The sequence below is a fragment of the Streptomyces sp. NBC_01433 genome (assembly GCF_026340105.1).
Lineage (GTDB): Bacteria > Actinomycetota > Actinomycetes > Streptomycetales > Streptomycetaceae > Streptomyces.
The window spans coordinates 4,114,118-4,130,979 of the sequence record NZ_JAPEPM010000001.1 but is presented as its reverse complement, the minus strand read 5'-3'; the positions used below and the strand labels follow the sequence as shown (position 1 = coordinate 4,130,979).

Sequence of the window (16,862 nt, the reverse complement as noted above, 5' to 3'; positions counted from 1 at the left end):
GCGCCCGCCGGTTGACCGGCCGGGCGCCCCTTCGGCGTACGTAGTGCCGCTGTGCCGCTACGCGGACTTCTCGTGGCGGCCGCCGCCGTCGTTCTTGCCGATCGTGCGCGGCTCGCGCGGGACCAGCGTGGGATTGACGTTGTTGCGGACGACGTCCGGGGTGATGACGACGCGGGCGACGTCCTTGCGGGACGGGACCTCGTACATCACGGACTGGAGGACTTCCTCCATGATCGCGCGCAGACCGCGCGCGCCCGTCTGGCGCAGGATCGCCTGGTCGGCGATGGCCTCCAGGGCCTCGCGCTCGAAGTCCAGCTCCACACCGTCGAGTTCGAACAGCCTTTGGTACTGCTTCACCAGGGCGTTACGCGGCTCGACCAGGATCTGGAGCAGTGCCTCGCGGTCCAGGTTGTGCACCGAGGTCAGCACGGGAAGGCGGCCGATGAACTCGGGGATCATCCCGAACTTCACCAGGTCCTCCGGCATGACCTCCTGGAACTGGTCGCTCGCCTGGATCTCCAGCTTGGAACGGATCGTCGCGCCGAAGCCGATGCCCTTGGCGCCGGCCCGCGACTCGATGATCTTCTCCAGACCGGAGAAGGCACCGCCCACGATGAACAGCACGTTCGTCGTGTCGATCTGGATGAACTCCTGGTGCGGGTGCTTGCGTCCGCCCTGCGGCGGTACGGAGGCGGTGGTGCCCTCCAGGATCTTCAGCAGGGCCTGCTGGACGCCCTCGCCCGAGACATCACGCGTGATCGACGGGTTCTCGCTCTTGCGGGCGACCTTGTCGATCTCGTCGATGTAGATGATCCCGGTCTCGGCCTTCTTGACGTCGTAGTCCGCCGCCTGGATCAGCTTGAGCAGGATGTTCTCGACGTCCTCGCCGACATAGCCGGCCTCCGTCAGCGCCGTCGCGTCCGCGATGGCGAACGGGACGTTGAGCATCCGGGCCAGTGTCTGCGCGAGGAGCGTCTTGCCGGAACCGGTGGGGCCCAGCAGCAGGATGTTGGACTTGGCGAGCTCGATCGCGTCCTCGCGATTGGCGCCGCCGCCGTTCTCCCCGGCCTGGACCCGCTTGTAGTGGTTGTACACCGCGACCGAGAGGGCCTTCTTCGCGGGCTCCTGCCCGACGACGTACCCCTCAAGGAACTCGTAGATCTCGCGAGGCTTGGGAAGCTCTTCCCAACGGACCTCGGAGGTCTCCGCGAGCTCCTCCTCGATGATCTCGTTGCAGAGATCGATGCACTCGTCGCAGATGTACACACCGGGTCCCGCGATGAGCTTCTTCACCTGCTTCTGGCTCTTTCCGCAGAACGAGCACTTGAGCAGGTCGCCGCCATCACCGATGCGTGCCACGAGGTGCTTCCCCTTCGCCTGGGAGACGCCTGGTTCAGCGACTCCTGGTGCCTCTATCCGACGGTACCTTGCCTAGCCCCCCGTTCGGGCCCCCCTTGGCACGGTTCACACGGTCCGGACCGTGTGATCGTCATGTGCCAAGGGGAAAAACCGACGTCAGACGGCCGCGCCGGCCGTGGTCTTACGGGTGGAGACGATCTGGTCCACCAGACCGTACGCGAGGGCGTCATCGGCGGTCAGGATCTTGTCGCGCTCGATGTCCTCGCTGATCTTCTCCAGCGGGGTGGTGGAGTGCTTGGCCAGCATCTCCTCCAGCTGCGAACGCATCCGCAGGATCTCGTTGGCCGCGATCTCCAGGTCGGAGAGCTGCTCACGGCCGGTCTGCGAGGACGGCTGGTGGATGAGCACCCGGGCGTGCGGGAGCGCCATGCGCTTGCCCGGCGTGCCCGCGGCCAGCAGGACGGCGGCGGCGGAGGCCGCCTGGCCCATGCAGACCGTCTGGATGTCCGGCTTCACGAACTGCATCGTGTCGTAGATCGCGGTGAGCGCGGTGAACGAGCCGCCGGGGCTGTTGATGTAGATCGAGATGTCGCGGTCCGGGTCCATCGACTCCAGGCACAGCAGCTGCGCCATGACGTCGTTGGCCGAGGCGTCGTCGATCTGGACGCCGAGGAAGATCACGCGCTCCTCGAAGAGCTTCGCGTACGGGTCGTACTCACGCACACCCTGCGAGGTGCGCTCCACGAAGCGCGGGACGACGTAGCGGTTGTCCACCTGCGGGCCGGTGTAGAGGCCGCTCGCGGAGGCGCCGGGGAAGTTGTTCATGTGGGTGTTCACCATCCTGGTGGCGTTCTGTGGGCTGGGGATCTCGGCGTACGAGAGGTGCGCGGAAGGTGCTGCCGGTCCGGTGGAGGCCGGATCAGGCACCGGTGCCGCCGCCGCCCGGGATGCCCGACGCGAACGTGATGATCTCGTCGATGAGGCCGTACTCCTTGGCCTCCTCCGCGGTGTACCAGCGGTCGCGGTCGCCGTCGCGGATGATCGTTTCCACGGTCTGGCCGGAGTGGTGGGCGGTGATCTCCGCCATCCGCTTCTTGGTGCGGAGCAGGTACTCGGCCTGGATCTTGATGTCCGAGGCGGTACCGCCGATGCCGGCCGAACCCTGGTGCATGAGGATGTCGGTGTTCGGAAGCGCGAAGCGCTTGCCCGTGGAGCCGCCGGTGAGCAGGAACTGGCCCATCGAGGCCGCCATGCCCATGCCGATGGTGACCACGTCGTTCGGGATGTACTGCATGGTGTCGTAGACCGCCATGCCGGCCGTCACCGAACCGCCGGGGCTGTTGATGTAGAGGTAGATGTCCTTGTCCGGGTCGGCGGCAAGGAGGAGAAGCTGTGCGGTGATCTTGTTGGCGATGTCATCGTCGACCTGCTGACCGAGGAAGATGATGCGCTCGCCGAGCAGTCGGCTGTAGACCTGGTCACCGAGGCCTCCACCGAGGGACGGCTCTCCGGCGGCGTAGGGCATCAGATTCGTCACGTATCCACCTGCTCGTCTCTGACGGCTCCGGCCGTCTCAGCGTCTTCGTACCGGGTGGGCGGGGACTCCCCCACCCTTCCTATTCATGGACCCTAACGCGCAGGTAGGACAACGCCATCCCGCTTCCCCAACTGTTCGCTGGGAGCGCAAGGTCCGCAGTGGGCACAAGGGTTCCGGTGGTCGCACGGCGATACGACGACGGGCCCCGGACGCGATGCGTCCGGAGCCCGTCGTACGGACCGGTCCGTGCGGATCAGCCGGAGCCGATCAGCGCGGGACTCAGGCCTCGGTCTTCTCCGTGGACTGCTCCTCGGCGGCGGCCTCGGTGGTCTCCTCGGCCGCGGCCTCGGTGGCCTCGTCCTCGTCGTCCTCGAGGTCGACGACCTCACCGTTGGTGTCGACGACCTTGGCGGCCTCGACGACCACGGCCAGCGCCTTGCCGCGGGCGACCTCGCCGACGAGCATCGGCACCTGGCCGCCTTCGACGACGGCCTGGGCGAACTGGTCGGGGCTCATGCCGGAGGAAGCGGCACGCCGCATGAGGTGCTCGGTGAGCTCCTCCTGGTTGACGTTCAGCTTCTCCTTGTTGACGAGCTCGTCAAGGATGAACTGGGTCTTGATGCCCTTGATCGCCTGCTCGGCGGTCTCGGCCTCGAACTCCTCAAGGGTCTTGCCCTGGATCTCCAGGTACTTCTCCAGGTCGAGACCCATCTGGCCGAGCTGGTGGTGCTCCAGGTTGTGCTTGCGGGTCTGGACCTCGTCCGCGAGAAGCTTCTCGGGGATCGGGACCTCGGCGAGCTTCAGCAGCTCGTCCAGGACGCGCTCCTGGGCCTGGGTGGCCTGGTCGTACTGCTTGGTGTTCTCCAGGCGCTTGCGGCTGTCCGCCTTCAGCTCGTCGAGCGTGTCGAACTCGCTCGCCATCTGGGCGAAGTCGTCGTCCAGCTCGGGAAGCTCACGGGCGGCGACGGCGGTGACCTTGACGGTGACCTCCGCGGCCTTGCCCTCGGCGGAGCCGCCCTTCAGCTCGGAGGTGAAGGTGGTCTCGCCACCGGCCTCCAGGCCGGTCACGGCCTCGTCGATGCCGTCGAGGAGCTCGCCGGAACCGATGGTGTACGAGACACCGGCGGCCACGCCGTCCTCCAGGACCTCTCCGTCGACCTTGGCCTCCAGGTCGATCGTCACGACGTCGCCCTCGGCGGCGGCGCGCTCGACCGGGTTGGTGGTGGCGAAGCGCTCGCGGAGCTGCTCCACGGCCTTCTCGACGTCCTCATCGGTGACCTCAAGGGCGTCCACGGTGACCTCGATGCCGGAGTAGTCCGGGATCTCGATCTCGGGGCGTACGTCAACCTCGGCGGTGAAGGCCAGCAGTTCGCCGTCCTTCAGCTCGGTGATGTCGACCTCGGGCTGGCCGAGGACGTTCAGCTCACCCTCGTTGACGGCCTCGGTGTAGAACTTCGGGAGGGCGTCGTTGACGGCCTCCTCCAGCACAGCACCACGGCCGAACCGCTGGTCGATGACCCGGGCAGGGATCTTGCCCTTGCGGAAGCCCTTCACCGTGACCTGCTGGTTGATCTTCTTGTACGCCGCGTCGAGGCTGTCCTTGAGCTCCTCGAAGGGCACCTCAATGCTGAGCCGAACCCGGGTCGGGTTCAGGGTCTCCACGGCGCTCTTCACGGTTCGGTCTCCTTGGTGGCTGACTTCTTGGGGTTCTGCTGGGCCGCCGAGAGGCGGCTTCGCGGACCGAGCCCGGTACATCAGACACACGGGCACGCAATTTGCATAGTAACGGCAAGGAGGATGACTCCCACAATGCGATCTTGCTGGTGGTCGGGGTGGCCGGATTCGAACCGACGACCTTCCGCTCCCAAAGCGGACGCGCTACCAAGCTGCGCCACACCCCGTCGGTGCGACACGTAGGGTACATGCAGAAGGGCAGTGCTTCCGCCGCTTTACCCGGCGGCCCGCTACCCGGCCGCCCGCCGGCCGGCACAACGGGTGTGCGGACCGGTCCGGCGACCCGCTACGATGCTCTTCGTGCCGCGGTCGCAGTGACCTGCGGTGCGGTGCTTGCGGGCGTAGCTCAATGGTAGAGCCCTAGTCTTCCAAACTAGCTACGCGGGTTCGATTCCCGTCGCCCGCTCCATGCGTGGGCCCGGTCCGGCGATCCGATCGCCGTACCGGGCTTTTTCGCGTGCCGCTCGTGGTGCCGCGTGCCCCGTGCGCGCCCCCGTAGCGGGGCGCGGGACGGGTCGCGGGTCAGAAGCTGATCTGGTTGATGGTGTCCGCTATCGAGTTCATGAACCTGTTGATCGACGGCGCCATGCCGGTCGATGCCAGGAAGAAGCCGAACAGCACTGCCACGATCGCGGGCCCGGCCTTGATGGATCCACCACGGATCAGCACCACCAGGATGACCGCGAACAGCAGCACCATAGACAGTGAAATAGCCACGTCTGATCACACCCTCGGTCGGTCCGCCTTGCCGGCCCGGAAGCGCACACCAGAGCGCGCCCCGTTGCGTCCATCGTGCCACCAACTCCCCTGTGGTTGCTGCCGCCTGATGAATCGACCTGACCGGATTCCGCCAACCTCACGGCCGGGAGCCGACGAACCCGGGCCGCCGCGGGGCGAGTCGGAGCGCGAGGGGAGCGGGCTCGGGCCGTACTGACGGGGCTTCACCTGCAGCTGTGCGCGGGCTGTGGGTGAACTGTGAGTGCGCCGTCGAGGACACGGGGCCGAATATGAATCACGGTGATCGTTTCCGTATCCCCACAGTTCGTTCACAGGCTTTTGCGGGTGAGACATGCGACGTAATTCACTTGGTCCAACTGGTCGCCGATATGCCCTATTTAAGCAGGATCAATGGTGCCATAACGGTCGGTGTTTGGTAGTTTCACTTTCGAATGGGCGGGAACACGTGATAACTCGCGGCCGTTTTACGAATGCCAATCGACGGGTCTAAGGTGCCTTAGATGTTCCAAGCTCCGAGCGTATTTCAGAGGGCCCCGCTCCCCCCAGCGACCCGGGAGTCGGAGCCCAGACACGAGCAGACCATGACGGCCACCAGGACTCCCCCCACCTCGGCGCCGGTCACCCCGCCGGGCACGACGTCGGCGGCCTCGCCGGCGAGGAAACGCGACCCCTACTTCGACAATGTGAAGTATCTGGCCATCGTGCTCGTCGCGGTGGCGCACGCCTGGGAACCGGTGATGGACGGCAGCCGCGCCACCCGGGCCCTGTATCTCGTCGTATATACGTTCCACATGCCGGCCTTCATCCTTATCTCCGGCTATTTCTCCCGCTCGTTCGACATGACGCCCGCCAAGGTGAAGCGCCTGGTCACCGGCGTGGCCGTGCCGTATGTCCTGTTCGAGACCGCGTACGCGCTGTTCAAGCGGTACGCGGGCGGCTCGGCCGACGAACCGGTCAGCCTGCTCGATCCGCTGTTCCTGACCTGGTTCCTGGTCGCCCTCTTCATCTGGCGGGTCACCACACCGATGTGGCGCGCGCTGCGCCATCCGCTGCCGGTCGCGCTCGCGATCGCCGTGCTCGCCTCCGTGTCGCCGGACATCGGCGACGACCTCGATCTCCAGCGGGTCCTGCAGTTCCTGCCGTTCTTCGTGCTGGGCCTGATCATGAAGCCCCAGCACTTCGACATGGTCAGGCGGCGCGAGGTGCGGCTGCTGTCCCTGCCGCTGTTCGCGGGGGCCCTGCTGTTCGCCTACTGGGCCGCCCCCCGTATGCAGCTCGGCTGGTTCTACCGCAGCAACAGCGCGCAGGAACTGGACGCTCCGTGGTGGTCGGGCGCGGTGATGTCACTGGCGATGTTCGGGTGCGCGCTGGTGCTGACCGCCGGATTCCTGGCCTGGGTGCCGCGCCGCCACATGTGGTTCACGGTGCTGGGTGCCGGGACCATCTGCGGCTATCTGCTGCACGGTTTCCTGATCAAGGGCGCCGGATACGCCGGTCTCTTCGACCGCTACGAATGGCTCGCCGATCCGGCCGGGCTGATCGTCGTCTCGGTCGTCGCCGCCGGAGCGGTGACGCTCCTGTGCACTCCGCCGGTGCGCCGCGCGCTGCGGTTCGCCACGGAGCCGGACATGAAGTGGGCGTTCCGACGGAACGCCGCCGAACGCTGAACCGCCGCACCGGTACGACGTACGGGCCCTGCCGGGCTGTCCGGCAGGGCCCGTACGCGGTCTGTATCGGTGCGGCGGTCCGTACGGAGCTGCCCGTACGGCTGTCAGTGCGTCGCCGGGTTGGCTTGATCCCGTTGGTCGGTGGGTGATTCGGCCCCCGTGAGACCCAACAAGCCGCGTACCTGCGCATATTTCGCTGTCAGCCGGGTACGCGTCGCCGGTTCCAGGACCGCGAGGCGGGCCGGGTCGGCGTTGTGGGCCAGATCCGACTCCTTGATCAGCAGGGCGCCGGGGATGGCCAGGATCCGTCCGGTGTACGCGGCCAGGTCCTCGCCGGCCCGTTTGGTGACGGCGAGGACCATGTCCTTGACCTGCTGCGGCAGCGCCGCCCCGGCCAGCCATCCGGCCGTGAGCGCGTCGTCCTCGATCGCGTCGTGGAGCCAGGCGGCGGCGATCTGTTCGTCGCTGCCGCCGCGGACCCGTACCCCCTCGGCGACCGCCGCGAGGTGTTCGGTGTACGGGCGTCCCGCCTTGTCCTTCTGGGTCGCGTGGGCCGTGCGGGCGATCGCCTCGATCTCGGCCAGGGTCAGGTACGGGGTGGACACGGCCCCGACTGTACGGCGGGCGGCGGCTCAGCGCAGGGCCGCCCGAGCGGGTATGGCGGTCGCGCCGAGCCCGAGGATCACCGTCGCCGCGGCGAACGAGCCGTACAGCATCGGCGGGATGTACGGGGCCTCGCCCGTCAGGCCCTTCATCATCGGGATGAGCGTGGCCAGGGCGATGCCCGTACCGAGGACGATGCCCGCGCCCGTGACCAGCAGGGCCTCCCAGCGGATCATGCCCATGACCTGACGCCGGGTGGAGCCGACCAGGCGGAGCACGGTGAGTTCGCGGCGGCGGTCCAGGACCGTCATGACCAGGGTGTTGACGGCCGCGACCGCGGCGAATCCGCCGAGAACCGCCGCCATGACGGTGTTGGCCCAGGCGCTGAGCTCACGCTGCTGGTTCTGGGTGGCGGCGTAGCCGGAGGAGTCGGTGACGGTGCCCAGCGCGGTGAGTTCGCTCGCCGCGGCCGGGGTGGCGCGGACCAGGACGTCCGAGGCGTACGGCGAGGTCACATGGCCCTTGAGGTCGGCGGCGGGCAGCGTGACGAGTGAGATGCCGAGGCCGCGGCCGTAGACGGCGACCACCTTCGGGGACGCCTTGGTGCCGTCCGGGAGGTGCAGCGCGAGCCGGTCCCCGGTGGTGACCTTCGCCGACGCCGCGAGGGTGGTGTCGATGGCGACCGTGCCGGGGCGGAGGGCGTCGAGTGTGCCCGTACGGACATCGAGGTCCTGGACCCGCCCGAGGTCGGCGGCCGAACCGATGACTCCCTGGGCGGATGCGGTGGCCAGGTACCTCTCGGAGGAGCTGCCGCTGGGCACCAGGACGGAACTGCGGACCAGGCCGACCGCGGTGGAGACCCCGGGGGTCGCGGCGGCGCGCGCGGTGGCGTCGGAGGCCAGTCCCGCCGGGTCGGAGACGATGTGATCGGCGGTGATGCCGTCGCGCTGCTGGTGCTCGACGGCCCGGTTCTCGCTCGTGTGCATGAAGACGAGGGTCGAGGAGAAGGCCATGGCGAGCACGATCGGGGTGATCGCGGAGGCCAGTCGGCGGGCATTCGTACGGGAGTTGGCGGCGGCCAGTGATCCGGAGGCGCCCGCGGCGCGCAGCGGGAGGCCGAGGACGCTCGCACAGACACGGGCGATCACCGGGCCGAGCAGGGCGACGGCCATCATGAAGAGCATGACCACGCCGAGTGCGGCGTTGGCGGCGTCCTCGCCGGTCTGGGAGGCGGCGACGCCCGCGAAGACACCACCGCCGACGAGGGCGATGACACCCAGCGGCGTACGGATCCGGCCGAACGGGGAGCCCTCCACCGCGGTCTGGGCGAGGGCCAGGCCGGGCTTGGTCTTCGCGGGACGGCGGGCGGCCAGGTATCCGGCGAGCAGCGCGGTGAGCACCGTGGCGGCGACGGCGACGGCCGGCGGCAGCCACCCGATGTCGAGCCGTACCGCGTCGGGGATCGCCCCCTTGTCCTTCAGCCGGCCGAACCACCAGTTCGCCAGGGCGATTCCGGGCAGCGTGCCGAGTGCTCCGGCGAGCGGGGCGACGAGCAGGGATTCGGTGGCGATGGTGCGGCGCAGCTGACGCGGGGTGGCTCCGATCGCGCGCAGCAGGGCGAACTCGCGGCCACGCTGGCCGACGGAGAGCGCGACCGTACCGGCGGCGGTGAAGACGGCGACCATGGCGGCGATGCCGCCGAAGGAGCCGCCGAGTCCGACGAGGAGTTCCTCGGCGCTCGCGAGGCCGGGGTCCTCGACTCCGCCCCGGTCGTCGCCGGTGTGGACCTGGGCGGCGTGCTCGGTGCCCATGGCCCGGCCGACCTGGGCGGCGAGGGTGTCGGTGGTGGTGCCGGGGGCGGCGAGTACGGCGATGGCGTCGACCCGGCCGGGGTGGCCGGAGACGCTGCCCGCCTGCTGGTCGGTGAACCAGAGGGTGGCGCCGGTGTCCGTGGTGCCCGAGACGCGGAACGCGTGGGCGCCCGCCGGGGTGTCCAGGGTGATGGTGTCGCCGACCCGGCCCTCGATACCGCTGCCGATGACGACTTCGCCGGTCTCCGGCGCGTCACCGGTGACCAGTTCCGTACCGGTGAAGGCGGTGGATCCCCAGCCGTGGGCGGTGAGGGGGGTCCGGTCCTGGTGCACGGGGAAGGTGAGGTCCCCGATCGCGGCGGCCGCGCCCGGGGCGTCCGCGGCCTTCTTCACGAGGGATTCGGGCAGCCGTGCGGTGTCCGGGAGCACGGTGGTCGATTCGTACGCCTCGTCGCCGCTGCCGGAGGTCACGCTGACCTGCTGGTCGGCGGCGACGAGCACGGGTGCCCCGGCGTACCGGTCGGCGGGGACGGAGGCGGTGAGGCCCGTCTGGAGCAGGATGCCGCAGGCGGAGACGATCGCGGCGGCCATCAGCAGCGCGACGAAGGTCCCGACGAACGAGGAGGGCCGGAAGCGGACTGCCGCGCGGGCCAGGCCGTTCGGGAGGTGCGGGGTGAACATCAGGCTGCCGCTCCCGCGTATGCGTGGGCGGGGGCGGTGAGTGCCGTCATCCGGGCGGCGATCCGCTCGGCGGTGGCGTGCGGCAGGCTGTCCGCGATCTCCCCGTCGGCGAGGAAGAGCACGCGGTCGGCCCAGGCGGCGGCCGCCGGGTCGTGGGTGACCATGACGACGGTCGCGCCGAGGCTGTCCACGGCGTGCCGGAGCAGGGCGAGGATCTCGACGGCTGTGGTGGTGTCGAGGGCGCCGGTCGGTTCGTCGGCGAAGATCACATCGGGTTCGGTGACCAGGGCGCGGGCGATGGCGACGCGTTGCTGCTGGCCGCCGGAGAGCTGGCCGGGACGGCGGTCGCCCTTGCCTGCGAGGCCGACCCTGGTGAGCATGTCGGCGGCGCTGCGGCGGGCGGCCGAGCCGGTGCCCCGGCCGGCCAGCCGCATGGGCAGGATGATGTTCTGCTCGACCGTCAGGGACGGCAGCAGGTTGAACGCCTGGAAGACGAAGCCGAGTCGGCTGCGGCGCAGCTCGGTGAGCTTGTTCTCGCTCATGCCGGTGATCTCGGTGCCGCCGAGGCGTACGGACCCTTCGGTCGGCCGGTCGAGTCCGGCCGCGCACTGGAGGAAGGTCGACTTCCCGGATCCGGAGGGGCCCATCACGGCGGTGAAGCTGCCGCGCGGGAGGGTCAGGTCGATGCCGCGCAGGGCGTGGACGGTGGCGGAGCCGCGGCCGTACCGCCGCTGGACGCCCCGCAGTTCGACGGCCGCGTCGGCGTGACCGTGCTGCCCGTGGGCGCCCTGCGGGTCCCGTGCGACCTGCGAGCTCCGCGCGTTCCGCGAGCTCTGCGCGGTGCGCCTCGTGCGTCGCAGCCCCATGGTGTTCCGTCCTTCCGTTGCCCTGCTTGATCGATACCTCGAACGTACGGATCACGGGGTGTCCCGGGCCATGGCGGCTACTGGTGGATCGGGGGTGGGGATTGCCCCACCCTCGACGGATTCGGCAGGGGCCCCGGACGGATCCGACTGGTGGCCCGGGGGGCGGATCCGGCACGGCCCGGGGGGCGGATCCGGCACGGCCCGGGGGGCGGATCCGGCACGGCCCGGGGACGGATGCACCGGGGGGCATAGTTGCGACGTCAATCGTTCGGTAAACTAATTACTGACGATTTCTTGACGCCCCCTTGACCTACTGAAGGACCAAGCTCATCGGACACGCAGACACGCTCATCGCCATGGGCGGCGCCTTCCTGGCCGCCGCCGTCCTCGCCCGCGTCGGCGGCCGTATCGGACTGCCGACCATCCCCCTGTTCATCCTGGCCGGAATCATGCTCGGCCCGCACACCCCCGGCATCGTTCTCGTCTCCGACCCGCACGAGCTGGAGATGCTCTCCGCACTCGGTCTCGTGCTGCTGCTCTTCTATCTGGGACTTGAGTTCCACCTCGACGACCTCAAGACGGGCGGGCGCAAGATGGCGCTCGCCGGAGGCGCCTATCTCGCGCTGAACGTCGGCGCGGGGCTCGGCTTCGGCTTCGCGCTGGGCTGGGGCACCTCGGAGGCACTGGTCCTCGCCGGGGTCCTCGGCATCTCGTCGTCGGCCATCGTCACCAAGGTCCTGGTCGACCTCGGACGCATCGGCAATCCGGAGACCAAGCCGATCCTCGGCATCATCGTCGTCGAGGACGTCTTCCTCGCCCTGTACCTGGCCGCTCTCCAGCCGATCCTGTCCGGTGCGGACAGCCTCTCCGCCGCGGTCGTCGACGGCGGAAAGGCGTTCGGCTTCCTGCTGCTGCTCGCCCTGGTGGCCCGCTTCGGCACCAAGGTGATCTCCAGGCTGATCAACACCAAGGACGACGAACTCCTCGTCATCTCCTTCCTCGGTGCCGCGGTCTTCGTCGCCGGGGTCTCCGAGTGGTTCGGTGTGGCCGACGCGATCGGCGCCTTCATGGTCGGCCTGATGCTCGGCAGCACGACGTCGGGCGGCCGCATCCTCAAGCTGGTCCACCCGCTGCGGGACGCGTTCGGGGCGATCTTCTTCTTCGCCTTCGGTCTCTCCATCAACCCGGGCGACCTGCCGAGCGTGGTGTGGCCGGTCCTCGCGGCCGTCGCGGTGACCATGGCGATGAACGTGTTCGCGGGTCTCGCCGCGGCCAAGGTGTACACCTTCGGGCCGCAGGCCACGGCGAACATCTCCACCACACTGCTGGCCCGCGGCGAGTTCGCGCTGATCCTGGCCACGATGGCGGCGGGCGCCGGTCTGGACGAACGGCTTTCCCCGTTCATCGCGGGCTATGTACTCGTCCTCGCCGTCCTCGCACCGCTGGCGGCCGGACGCTCGCACTGGCTCGCCCGGATTCTGCCCGGCGGCCGGACAGAACGCGGGGACGGAGACGGAGACGGGAACGGAGATCCGAATCCGGGCAAGATTCCGGTGACGGTCTGAGGCGGTGGCGCGGGGCGCCCCGGTTCCGCACCTTTCGGTGACGGGGCGCCCCCGCGTTGACGTCCGCGCGATATCGCCGGGTTGTGTACGGTTCGCGAATCGGCGTCGTCGTCGGTGCGCGACTCAGGCGCGGCGGGACAGCAGCAGCAGCGCGCGGTCGTCGTTGACGTCCTTCGCGCAGGCCTCGATCAGGTGCCAGGCGGCGCCCTCGAAGCCGGTGGCGACATAGCGGTCGGCCTCACCGGTCAGCCGGTCGATGCCCTCGGCCATGTCCCGGTCGGACGCCTCCACCAGGCCGTCCGTGAACAGCATCAGCACGTCCCCGGGCGCCAGTCGGCCCTTCACCGCGTCGAACTGCGCCCCGTCGTAGACCCCGAGCAGCGGCCCCTCCCCGGACTTCTCCTCCCAGTGGCCGCTGCCCGCGTGCAGCTGGAGGGCGGGCGGATGACCGGCCGAGAGGATCTCGTAGTCGCCCGACTCCAGGTCCAGGACCAGGTGGATCGAGGTCGCGAAGCCCTCGTCCCAGTCCTGGCGCAGCAGATAGCCGTTGGCCGCGGGCAGGAAGCCGTGCGGGGGCAGCGAGCCGAGGAGCCCGCCGAAGGCGCCGGACAGCAGCAGGGCGCGGGAACCCGCGTCCATGCCCTTGCCGGAGACATCGGTGAGTACGGCCTCCAGGGTGCGCCCGCCGTTGGTCCGGGCCGCGACGACGAAGTCGCCGGAGAAGGACTGGCCGCCCGCGGGGCGCAGCGCCATCTCGCGGTGCCAGCCCTTCGGCAGCGGGGGCAGGGCGCTCTGGACCCGGATGCGTTCGCGCAGGTCGAAGAGCATCGTGCCGCCGCGTCGCCACGGGACCCCGACGCGGGCCCGGAACTGCGCGAGGACCAGCCCGAAGAACCCGCAGGCCGCGACCACCAGGACGGTGCCCGGGGTGACCCGGGCCGGGCCGTCCGCGTACGGGCCGAGCGTGAGGGCCTCGACGATCAGCGCGACGGCCGCCGTCGCGTACAGGCCCAGCAGGCTGGCGGGCCGCAGCAGCAGACCGCCCGCGACGATCGGCAGGACGAGGGCGGCCGGGGCGCACCACACGGGGTTCAGCACCGTGGCGCAGGTGATGGCCGGGACGGTCAGCAACAGGCCGACGAGGGCGATCCAGTCGGAGCCGTCACCGCGGAAGTAGTCGACCCCGGATTTGCGCAGCGCGATGCGCGCCCGGTGCGCCGACTTCCGCCAGCGGGCCGGGTACGCGTCCACTCCTCCGCGACGGTCCATTGCGGGGACTTTATCCACCCCGCCGCCTCCGGTGCAGGGGGACCCCGGTGACAATGTGTTCGAAAACGGGTCGCTTGCCCGCCGACACCCTGGTAGGGATGGCATATGACAACAGAACTCCGGGTTCTCCGGCCCTCCGAATGGGACAACTGGCTCAGCTGTCTGGAGCGTGGCTTCGGCGCGGTGCCCAGCTCTCCGGAGGCGCGGGAGCTCTGGCTCGCCCTCGCCGAGTACGAGCGGTTCCTCGGGCTGTGGGACGGCGCCGAATGCGTGGGGACGACGGGGGCGTACAGCTTCCGGCTGACGGTGCCCGGCGGAGCCGCCGTGCCCGCCGCCGGGGTGACCATGGTGAGCGTCGCCGCGACGCACCGCAGGCGCGGAGCGCTCACCGGGATGATGCGGCGCCAGCTCGACGACGTCCGCTCCTGGGGTGAACCGCTGGCCGTGCTGACGGCTTCGGAACCGGCGATCTACGGACGCTTCGGCTATGGAGCCGCCGCCCGGGAGATGCATCTGGACATCGACACCGACCGCGTGCGGCTCGCCCGGCCGGCCGGTTCGGACGAGGTCCGGCTGCGGTACGCGGATCCGGTGGAGGCCCTGGCCGCCTGCGAGGCGGTGTACGCGCGGCTGGCGCCGGGTCGCCCGGGGACCCCCGTGCGCAGGCCGAACTGGGACCGTGCGGCGGTGATCGACCCCGAGCGGGACCGGTCGGGCTCCTCTCCGTTGCAGTGCGTGCTCGCGGAACGGGACGGGGAGGTCGTCGGGTACGCCACCTTCCGCACCAAGCCCGAATGGGACCTGACCAGGCCCCGCGGCACGGTGTCGCTGCGGGATCTCGGGGCGCTCGATCCCGCCTCGTACGCCTCGCTGTGGCAGTTCCTCTTCGACATCGACCTGATGTCGACGGTCGAGTGCGACAACCGGCCGGCGGACGACGCGCTCCTGCACCTCGTCTCCGACGTGCGGCGCTGCGACGTGCGCGTGCGGGACGGGCTGTACGTCCGGCTGGTGGAGGTGGGCGCGGCCCTGGAGGCGCGGACCTACCGGACGCCGGTGGATGTGGTGCTGGAGGTCGAGGACGCGTTCTGCCCCTGGAACGCGGGGCGTTGGCGGCTCACCGCGGACGCGAAGGGCGTGGCCTCGTGCCGGCGGACGGAGGACGACGCGGATCTGGAGCTCTCGGTACGGGAGTTGGGGTCGGCGTATCTCGGCGGGGTGTCACTGGCCTCGCTGGCGTCGGCCGGGCGGGTGCGGGAACTGCGCACGGGAGCGCTGGCGGAGGCCGGGGCGGCGTTCTCCTGGGACGTGGAGCCGTGGCTGCCGCACGGATTCTGAGCCGCGGCTTCCGAGCCTGCCGGTTCTGAGCCCGCCGGGCCCGAGCGGCCCGGCGGGTTCAGCCGGGCCGCTGGTCGCGTTCTGCGGGCGGCTGGTCACGTTCAGACGAGCGTTCAGCCGAGCGGCCGGGCAGGCTCAGCGCGGCGGCTGGCAGGTGGGGCACCAGAAGAGGTTGCGGGCCGCCAGCGGGGCCGTACGGATCTCGGTGTGGCAGATGTGGCAGGGCTGGTGCGTGCGCCGGTACACGTAGACCTCGCCGCCGTGGTCGTCCACGCGGGGCGCGCGCCCCATGGCCTCGGGCAGGTGCTCGGGGCGGACCGTGTCGATCCGGTTGTTCCGTACGCCCTCGCGCATCAGCATCACGAGGTCGGCCCAGATCGCGTCCCACTCGCGGCGGGTGAGGTCCTTGCCGGGGCGGTACGGGTCGATGCCGTGCCGGAACAGGACCTCGGCGCGGTAGACGTTGCCGACGCCCGCGATGACCTTCTGGTCCATCAGGAGGGCCGCGACGGTGATCCGGCTGCGGGAGATCCGCGACCAGGCCCGTTCGCCGTTCTCGTCGGTGCGCAGGGGGTCCGGGCCGAGGCGGTCGTGTATCGCGCGCTTCTCCGGCTCGGTGATCAGGGCGCAGGTGGTGGGCCCGCGCAGATCGGCGTGGTGGTCCCCGTTCGCCAGGCGCAGCCGCACGGTGTCGGTGGGCGGCGGCGCCGGGGCCGTACCGAAGCCGAGCTTGCCGAACAGGCCGAGGTGGATATGGACCCAGCCGGTGCCCCCGAAGCCGAGGAAGAGGTGCTTGCCGTGGGCGTCCACCGCGTCCAGCACCTGGCCGTCGAGCAGGGCCGCGCTGTCGGCGAACTTGCCCTGCGGGCTGCTCACCCGTACCGGCCGCCCGGCGAATCTGTCCCGGTGGTCCGCGGCGAGGCGGTGGATGGTGTGTCCCTCGGGCACGGCCGACTCCCTGTGCGATGCGATGCGGGGTGATGCGGTGGTCATGGTGCGCGGTGATGGCATGACCGTGCCGCCGGGCGGGCCCGGCGGCACGGTGAAGCGGTGCGGGCCTGCTCAGCCCTGCTGCGGGTGGTGGGCCGGGATCGGGGGGAGGACGCCCGTCGCCTCGTACGCCGACAGCATCTCGATGCGGCGCGTGTGACGCTCCTCGTTCGAGTACGGCGTGCTGAGGAAGATCTCGACGAACTTGGTGGACTCCTCCACCGTGTGCATCCGGCCGCCGATGGCGACCACGTTGGCGTTGTTGTGCTCGCGGCCGAGCGCGGCGGTCTGCTCGCTCCAGGCCAGTGCGGCGCGGACGCCCTTGACCTTGTTGGCGGCGATCTGCTCGCCGTTGCCGGAGCCACCGATCACGATGCCCAGGCTCTCCGGGTCCGCGGCCGTCCTCTCGGCGGCACGCAGGCAGAACGGCGGGTAGTCGTCCTGGGCGTCATAGATGTGGGGGCCGCAGTCGACGGCCTCGTGGCCGTGGGCCTGGAGCCACTCGACGAGGTGGTTCTTGAGTTCGTAACCGGCATGGTCCGATCCGAGGTACACGCGCATGTGCCGAAGTGTGGCACGAACATCGCGGGGTAGCCGTCAGCGGGGTCGGGACCCTCCACGACGTCCGTGTGGGCAACACCACTCGGGCAACGATCCGGTCAACGATCCGGAACGGGGGGTTCCATTCCCAGCGGATGCCGGGC

14 protein-coding genes and 2 tRNA genes are annotated in these 16,862 nt (G+C 70.0%); 4 read left to right on the top strand and 12 right to left on the bottom strand.

All coding sequences use genetic code 11. The features are described from left to right. Positions 1–57 precede the first annotated feature (57 nt). From clpX to OG413_RS18575, 5 genes are all read right to left on the bottom strand, one after another. Positions 58–1,359 (bottom strand): ATP-dependent Clp protease ATP-binding subunit ClpX, encoded by a 1,302-nt coding sequence (gene clpX / locus OG413_RS18595; RefSeq protein ID WP_073723175.1) that lies wholly within the window; start codon positions 1,357–1,359, stop codon positions 58–60. A 156-nt stretch (positions 1,360–1,515) separates the two neighbouring features. Beyond that, positions 1,516–2,199 carry an ATP-dependent Clp protease proteolytic subunit gene (locus tag OG413_RS18590; protein ID WP_073723177.1) on the bottom strand — a complete coding sequence of 228 codons (684 nt, stop codon included), beginning with the start codon at positions 2,197–2,199 and terminating at the stop codon, positions 1,516–1,518. A 79-nt stretch (positions 2,200–2,278) separates the two neighbouring features. Continuing rightward, complete coding sequence (locus OG413_RS18585) at positions 2,279–2,884, bottom strand: ATP-dependent Clp protease proteolytic subunit (protein WP_073723895.1); 606 nt, start codon at positions 2,882–2,884, stop codon at positions 2,279–2,281. Between the two features lie 291 nt (positions 2,885–3,175). Further along, complete coding sequence (gene tig / locus OG413_RS18580) at positions 3,176–4,570, bottom strand: trigger factor (protein ID WP_266806957.1); 1,395 nt, start codon at positions 4,568–4,570, stop codon at positions 3,176–3,178. 150 nt (positions 4,571–4,720) lie between these two features. Next, positions 4,721–4,797 (bottom strand) — tRNA-Pro (locus tag OG413_RS18575). 168 nt (positions 4,798–4,965) lie between these two features. Between OG413_RS18575 and OG413_RS18570 the strand changes: the two genes are divergently transcribed. Beyond that, positions 4,966–5,039: transfer RNA gene (locus tag OG413_RS18570), tRNA-Gly, on the top strand. A gap of 113 nt (positions 5,040–5,152) precedes the next feature. Here OG413_RS18570 and OG413_RS18565 read toward each other — a convergent pair. Further along, the gene (locus tag OG413_RS18565; RefSeq protein ID WP_073723181.1) at positions 5,153–5,347 is read right to left on the bottom strand and encodes a hypothetical protein; all 195 of its coding nucleotides are present in this window, start codon (positions 5,345–5,347) and stop codon (positions 5,153–5,155) included. A gap of 521 nt (positions 5,348–5,868) precedes the next feature. Between OG413_RS18565 and OG413_RS18560 the strand changes: the two genes are divergently transcribed. Continuing rightward, positions 5,869–7,035, top strand: coding sequence for an acyltransferase family protein (locus OG413_RS18560; protein WP_266806956.1), 1,167 nt, complete (start codon positions 5,869–5,871; stop codon positions 7,033–7,035). Between the two features lie 104 nt (positions 7,036–7,139). On the opposite strand, the gene OG413_RS18555 is transcribed toward OG413_RS18560, so the two are convergent. Genes OG413_RS18555 through OG413_RS18545 form a run of 3 tightly spaced genes read right to left on the bottom strand, consistent with a single transcriptional unit; the run spans position 7,140 to position 10,996 of the window. Further along, complete coding sequence (locus OG413_RS18555; RefSeq protein ID WP_266806954.1) at positions 7,140–7,640, bottom strand: HD domain-containing protein; 501 nt, start codon at positions 7,638–7,640, stop codon at positions 7,140–7,142. 27 nt (positions 7,641–7,667) lie between these two features. Next, positions 7,668–10,130, bottom strand: a complete 2,463-nt coding sequence (locus OG413_RS18550; RefSeq protein ID WP_266806952.1) for an FtsX-like permease family protein — start codon at positions 10,128–10,130, stop codon at positions 7,668–7,670. Continuing rightward, on the bottom strand, positions 10,130–10,996 hold the full coding sequence (locus OG413_RS18545; protein WP_266806950.1) for an ABC transporter ATP-binding protein: 867 nt from the start codon (positions 10,994–10,996) through the stop codon (positions 10,130–10,132). Before OG413_RS18545 ends, OG413_RS18550 begins: the two co-directional genes overlap by 1 nt. Positions 10,997–11,352: 356 nt before the next feature. Between OG413_RS18545 and OG413_RS18540 the strand changes: the two genes are divergently transcribed. Then, positions 11,353–12,561 carry a cation:proton antiporter gene (locus tag OG413_RS18540; RefSeq protein WP_266806949.1) on the top strand — a complete coding sequence of 403 codons (1,209 nt, stop codon included), beginning with the start codon at positions 11,353–11,355 and terminating at the stop codon, positions 12,559–12,561. A gap of 123 nt (positions 12,562–12,684) precedes the next feature. On the opposite strand, the gene OG413_RS18535 is transcribed toward OG413_RS18540, so the two are convergent. After that, positions 12,685–13,830, bottom strand: a complete 1,146-nt coding sequence (locus OG413_RS18535) for a PP2C family protein-serine/threonine phosphatase (protein WP_266806948.1) — start codon at positions 13,828–13,830, stop codon at positions 12,685–12,687. A 105-nt stretch (positions 13,831–13,935) separates the two neighbouring features. Here OG413_RS18535 and OG413_RS18530 point away from each other — a divergent pair, with 105 nt between their 5' ends. Beyond that, positions 13,936–15,168, top strand: coding sequence for a GNAT family N-acetyltransferase (locus OG413_RS18530; RefSeq protein ID WP_266806947.1), 1,233 nt, complete (start codon positions 13,936–13,938; stop codon positions 15,166–15,168). 135 nt (positions 15,169–15,303) lie between these two features. On the opposite strand, the gene OG413_RS18525 is transcribed toward OG413_RS18530, so the two are convergent. Together OG413_RS18525 and OG413_RS18520 are read right to left on the bottom strand one after the other, a co-directional pair. Beyond that, on the bottom strand, positions 15,304–16,116 hold the full coding sequence (locus OG413_RS18525) for an Fpg/Nei family DNA glycosylase (RefSeq protein WP_266806945.1): 813 nt from the start codon (positions 16,114–16,116) through the stop codon (positions 15,304–15,306). Between the two features lie 114 nt (positions 16,117–16,230). Next, a complete protein-coding gene (locus tag OG413_RS18520) occupies positions 16,231–16,719 on the bottom strand; it encodes a ribose-5-phosphate isomerase (protein WP_266806943.1) in 489 nt (162 codons plus the stop codon). Between the last annotated feature and the right edge of the window lie 143 nt (positions 16,720–16,862).

What these genes read in the sequence shown, in the direction of transcription:
- OG413_RS18590 (WP_073723177.1), bottom strand. Translation starts at nt 2,199, where the DNA reads ATGGTGAACACCCACATGAACAACTTCCCCGGCGCCTCCGCGAGCGGC.
- OG413_RS18550 (WP_266806952.1), bottom strand. Translation starts at nt 10,130, where the DNA reads ATGTTCACCCCGCACCTCCCGAACGGCCTGGCCCGCGCGGCAGTCCGC.
- OG413_RS18540 (WP_266806949.1), top strand. Translation starts at nt 11,353, where the DNA reads ATGGGCGGCGCCTTCCTGGCCGCCGCCGTCCTCGCCCGCGTCGGCGGC.
- OG413_RS18560 (WP_266806956.1), top strand. Translation starts at nt 5,869, where the DNA reads ATGTTCCAAGCTCCGAGCGTATTTCAGAGGGCCCCGCTCCCCCCAGCG.
- OG413_RS18585 (WP_073723895.1), bottom strand. Translation starts at nt 2,884, where the DNA reads ATGCCCTACGCCGCCGGAGAGCCGTCCCTCGGTGGAGGCCTCGGTGAC.
- OG413_RS18520 (WP_266806943.1), bottom strand. Translation starts at nt 16,719, where the DNA reads ATGCGCGTGTACCTCGGATCGGACCATGCCGGTTACGAACTCAAGAAC.
- OG413_RS18530 (WP_266806947.1), top strand. Translation starts at nt 13,936, where the DNA reads ATGACAACAGAACTCCGGGTTCTCCGGCCCTCCGAATGGGACAACTGG.
- OG413_RS18535 (WP_266806948.1), bottom strand. Translation starts at nt 13,830, where the DNA reads ATGGACCGTCGCGGAGGAGTGGACGCGTACCCGGCCCGCTGGCGGAAG.
- OG413_RS18545 (WP_266806950.1), bottom strand. Translation starts at nt 10,996, where the DNA reads ATGGGGCTGCGACGCACGAGGCGCACCGCGCAGAGCTCGCGGAACGCG.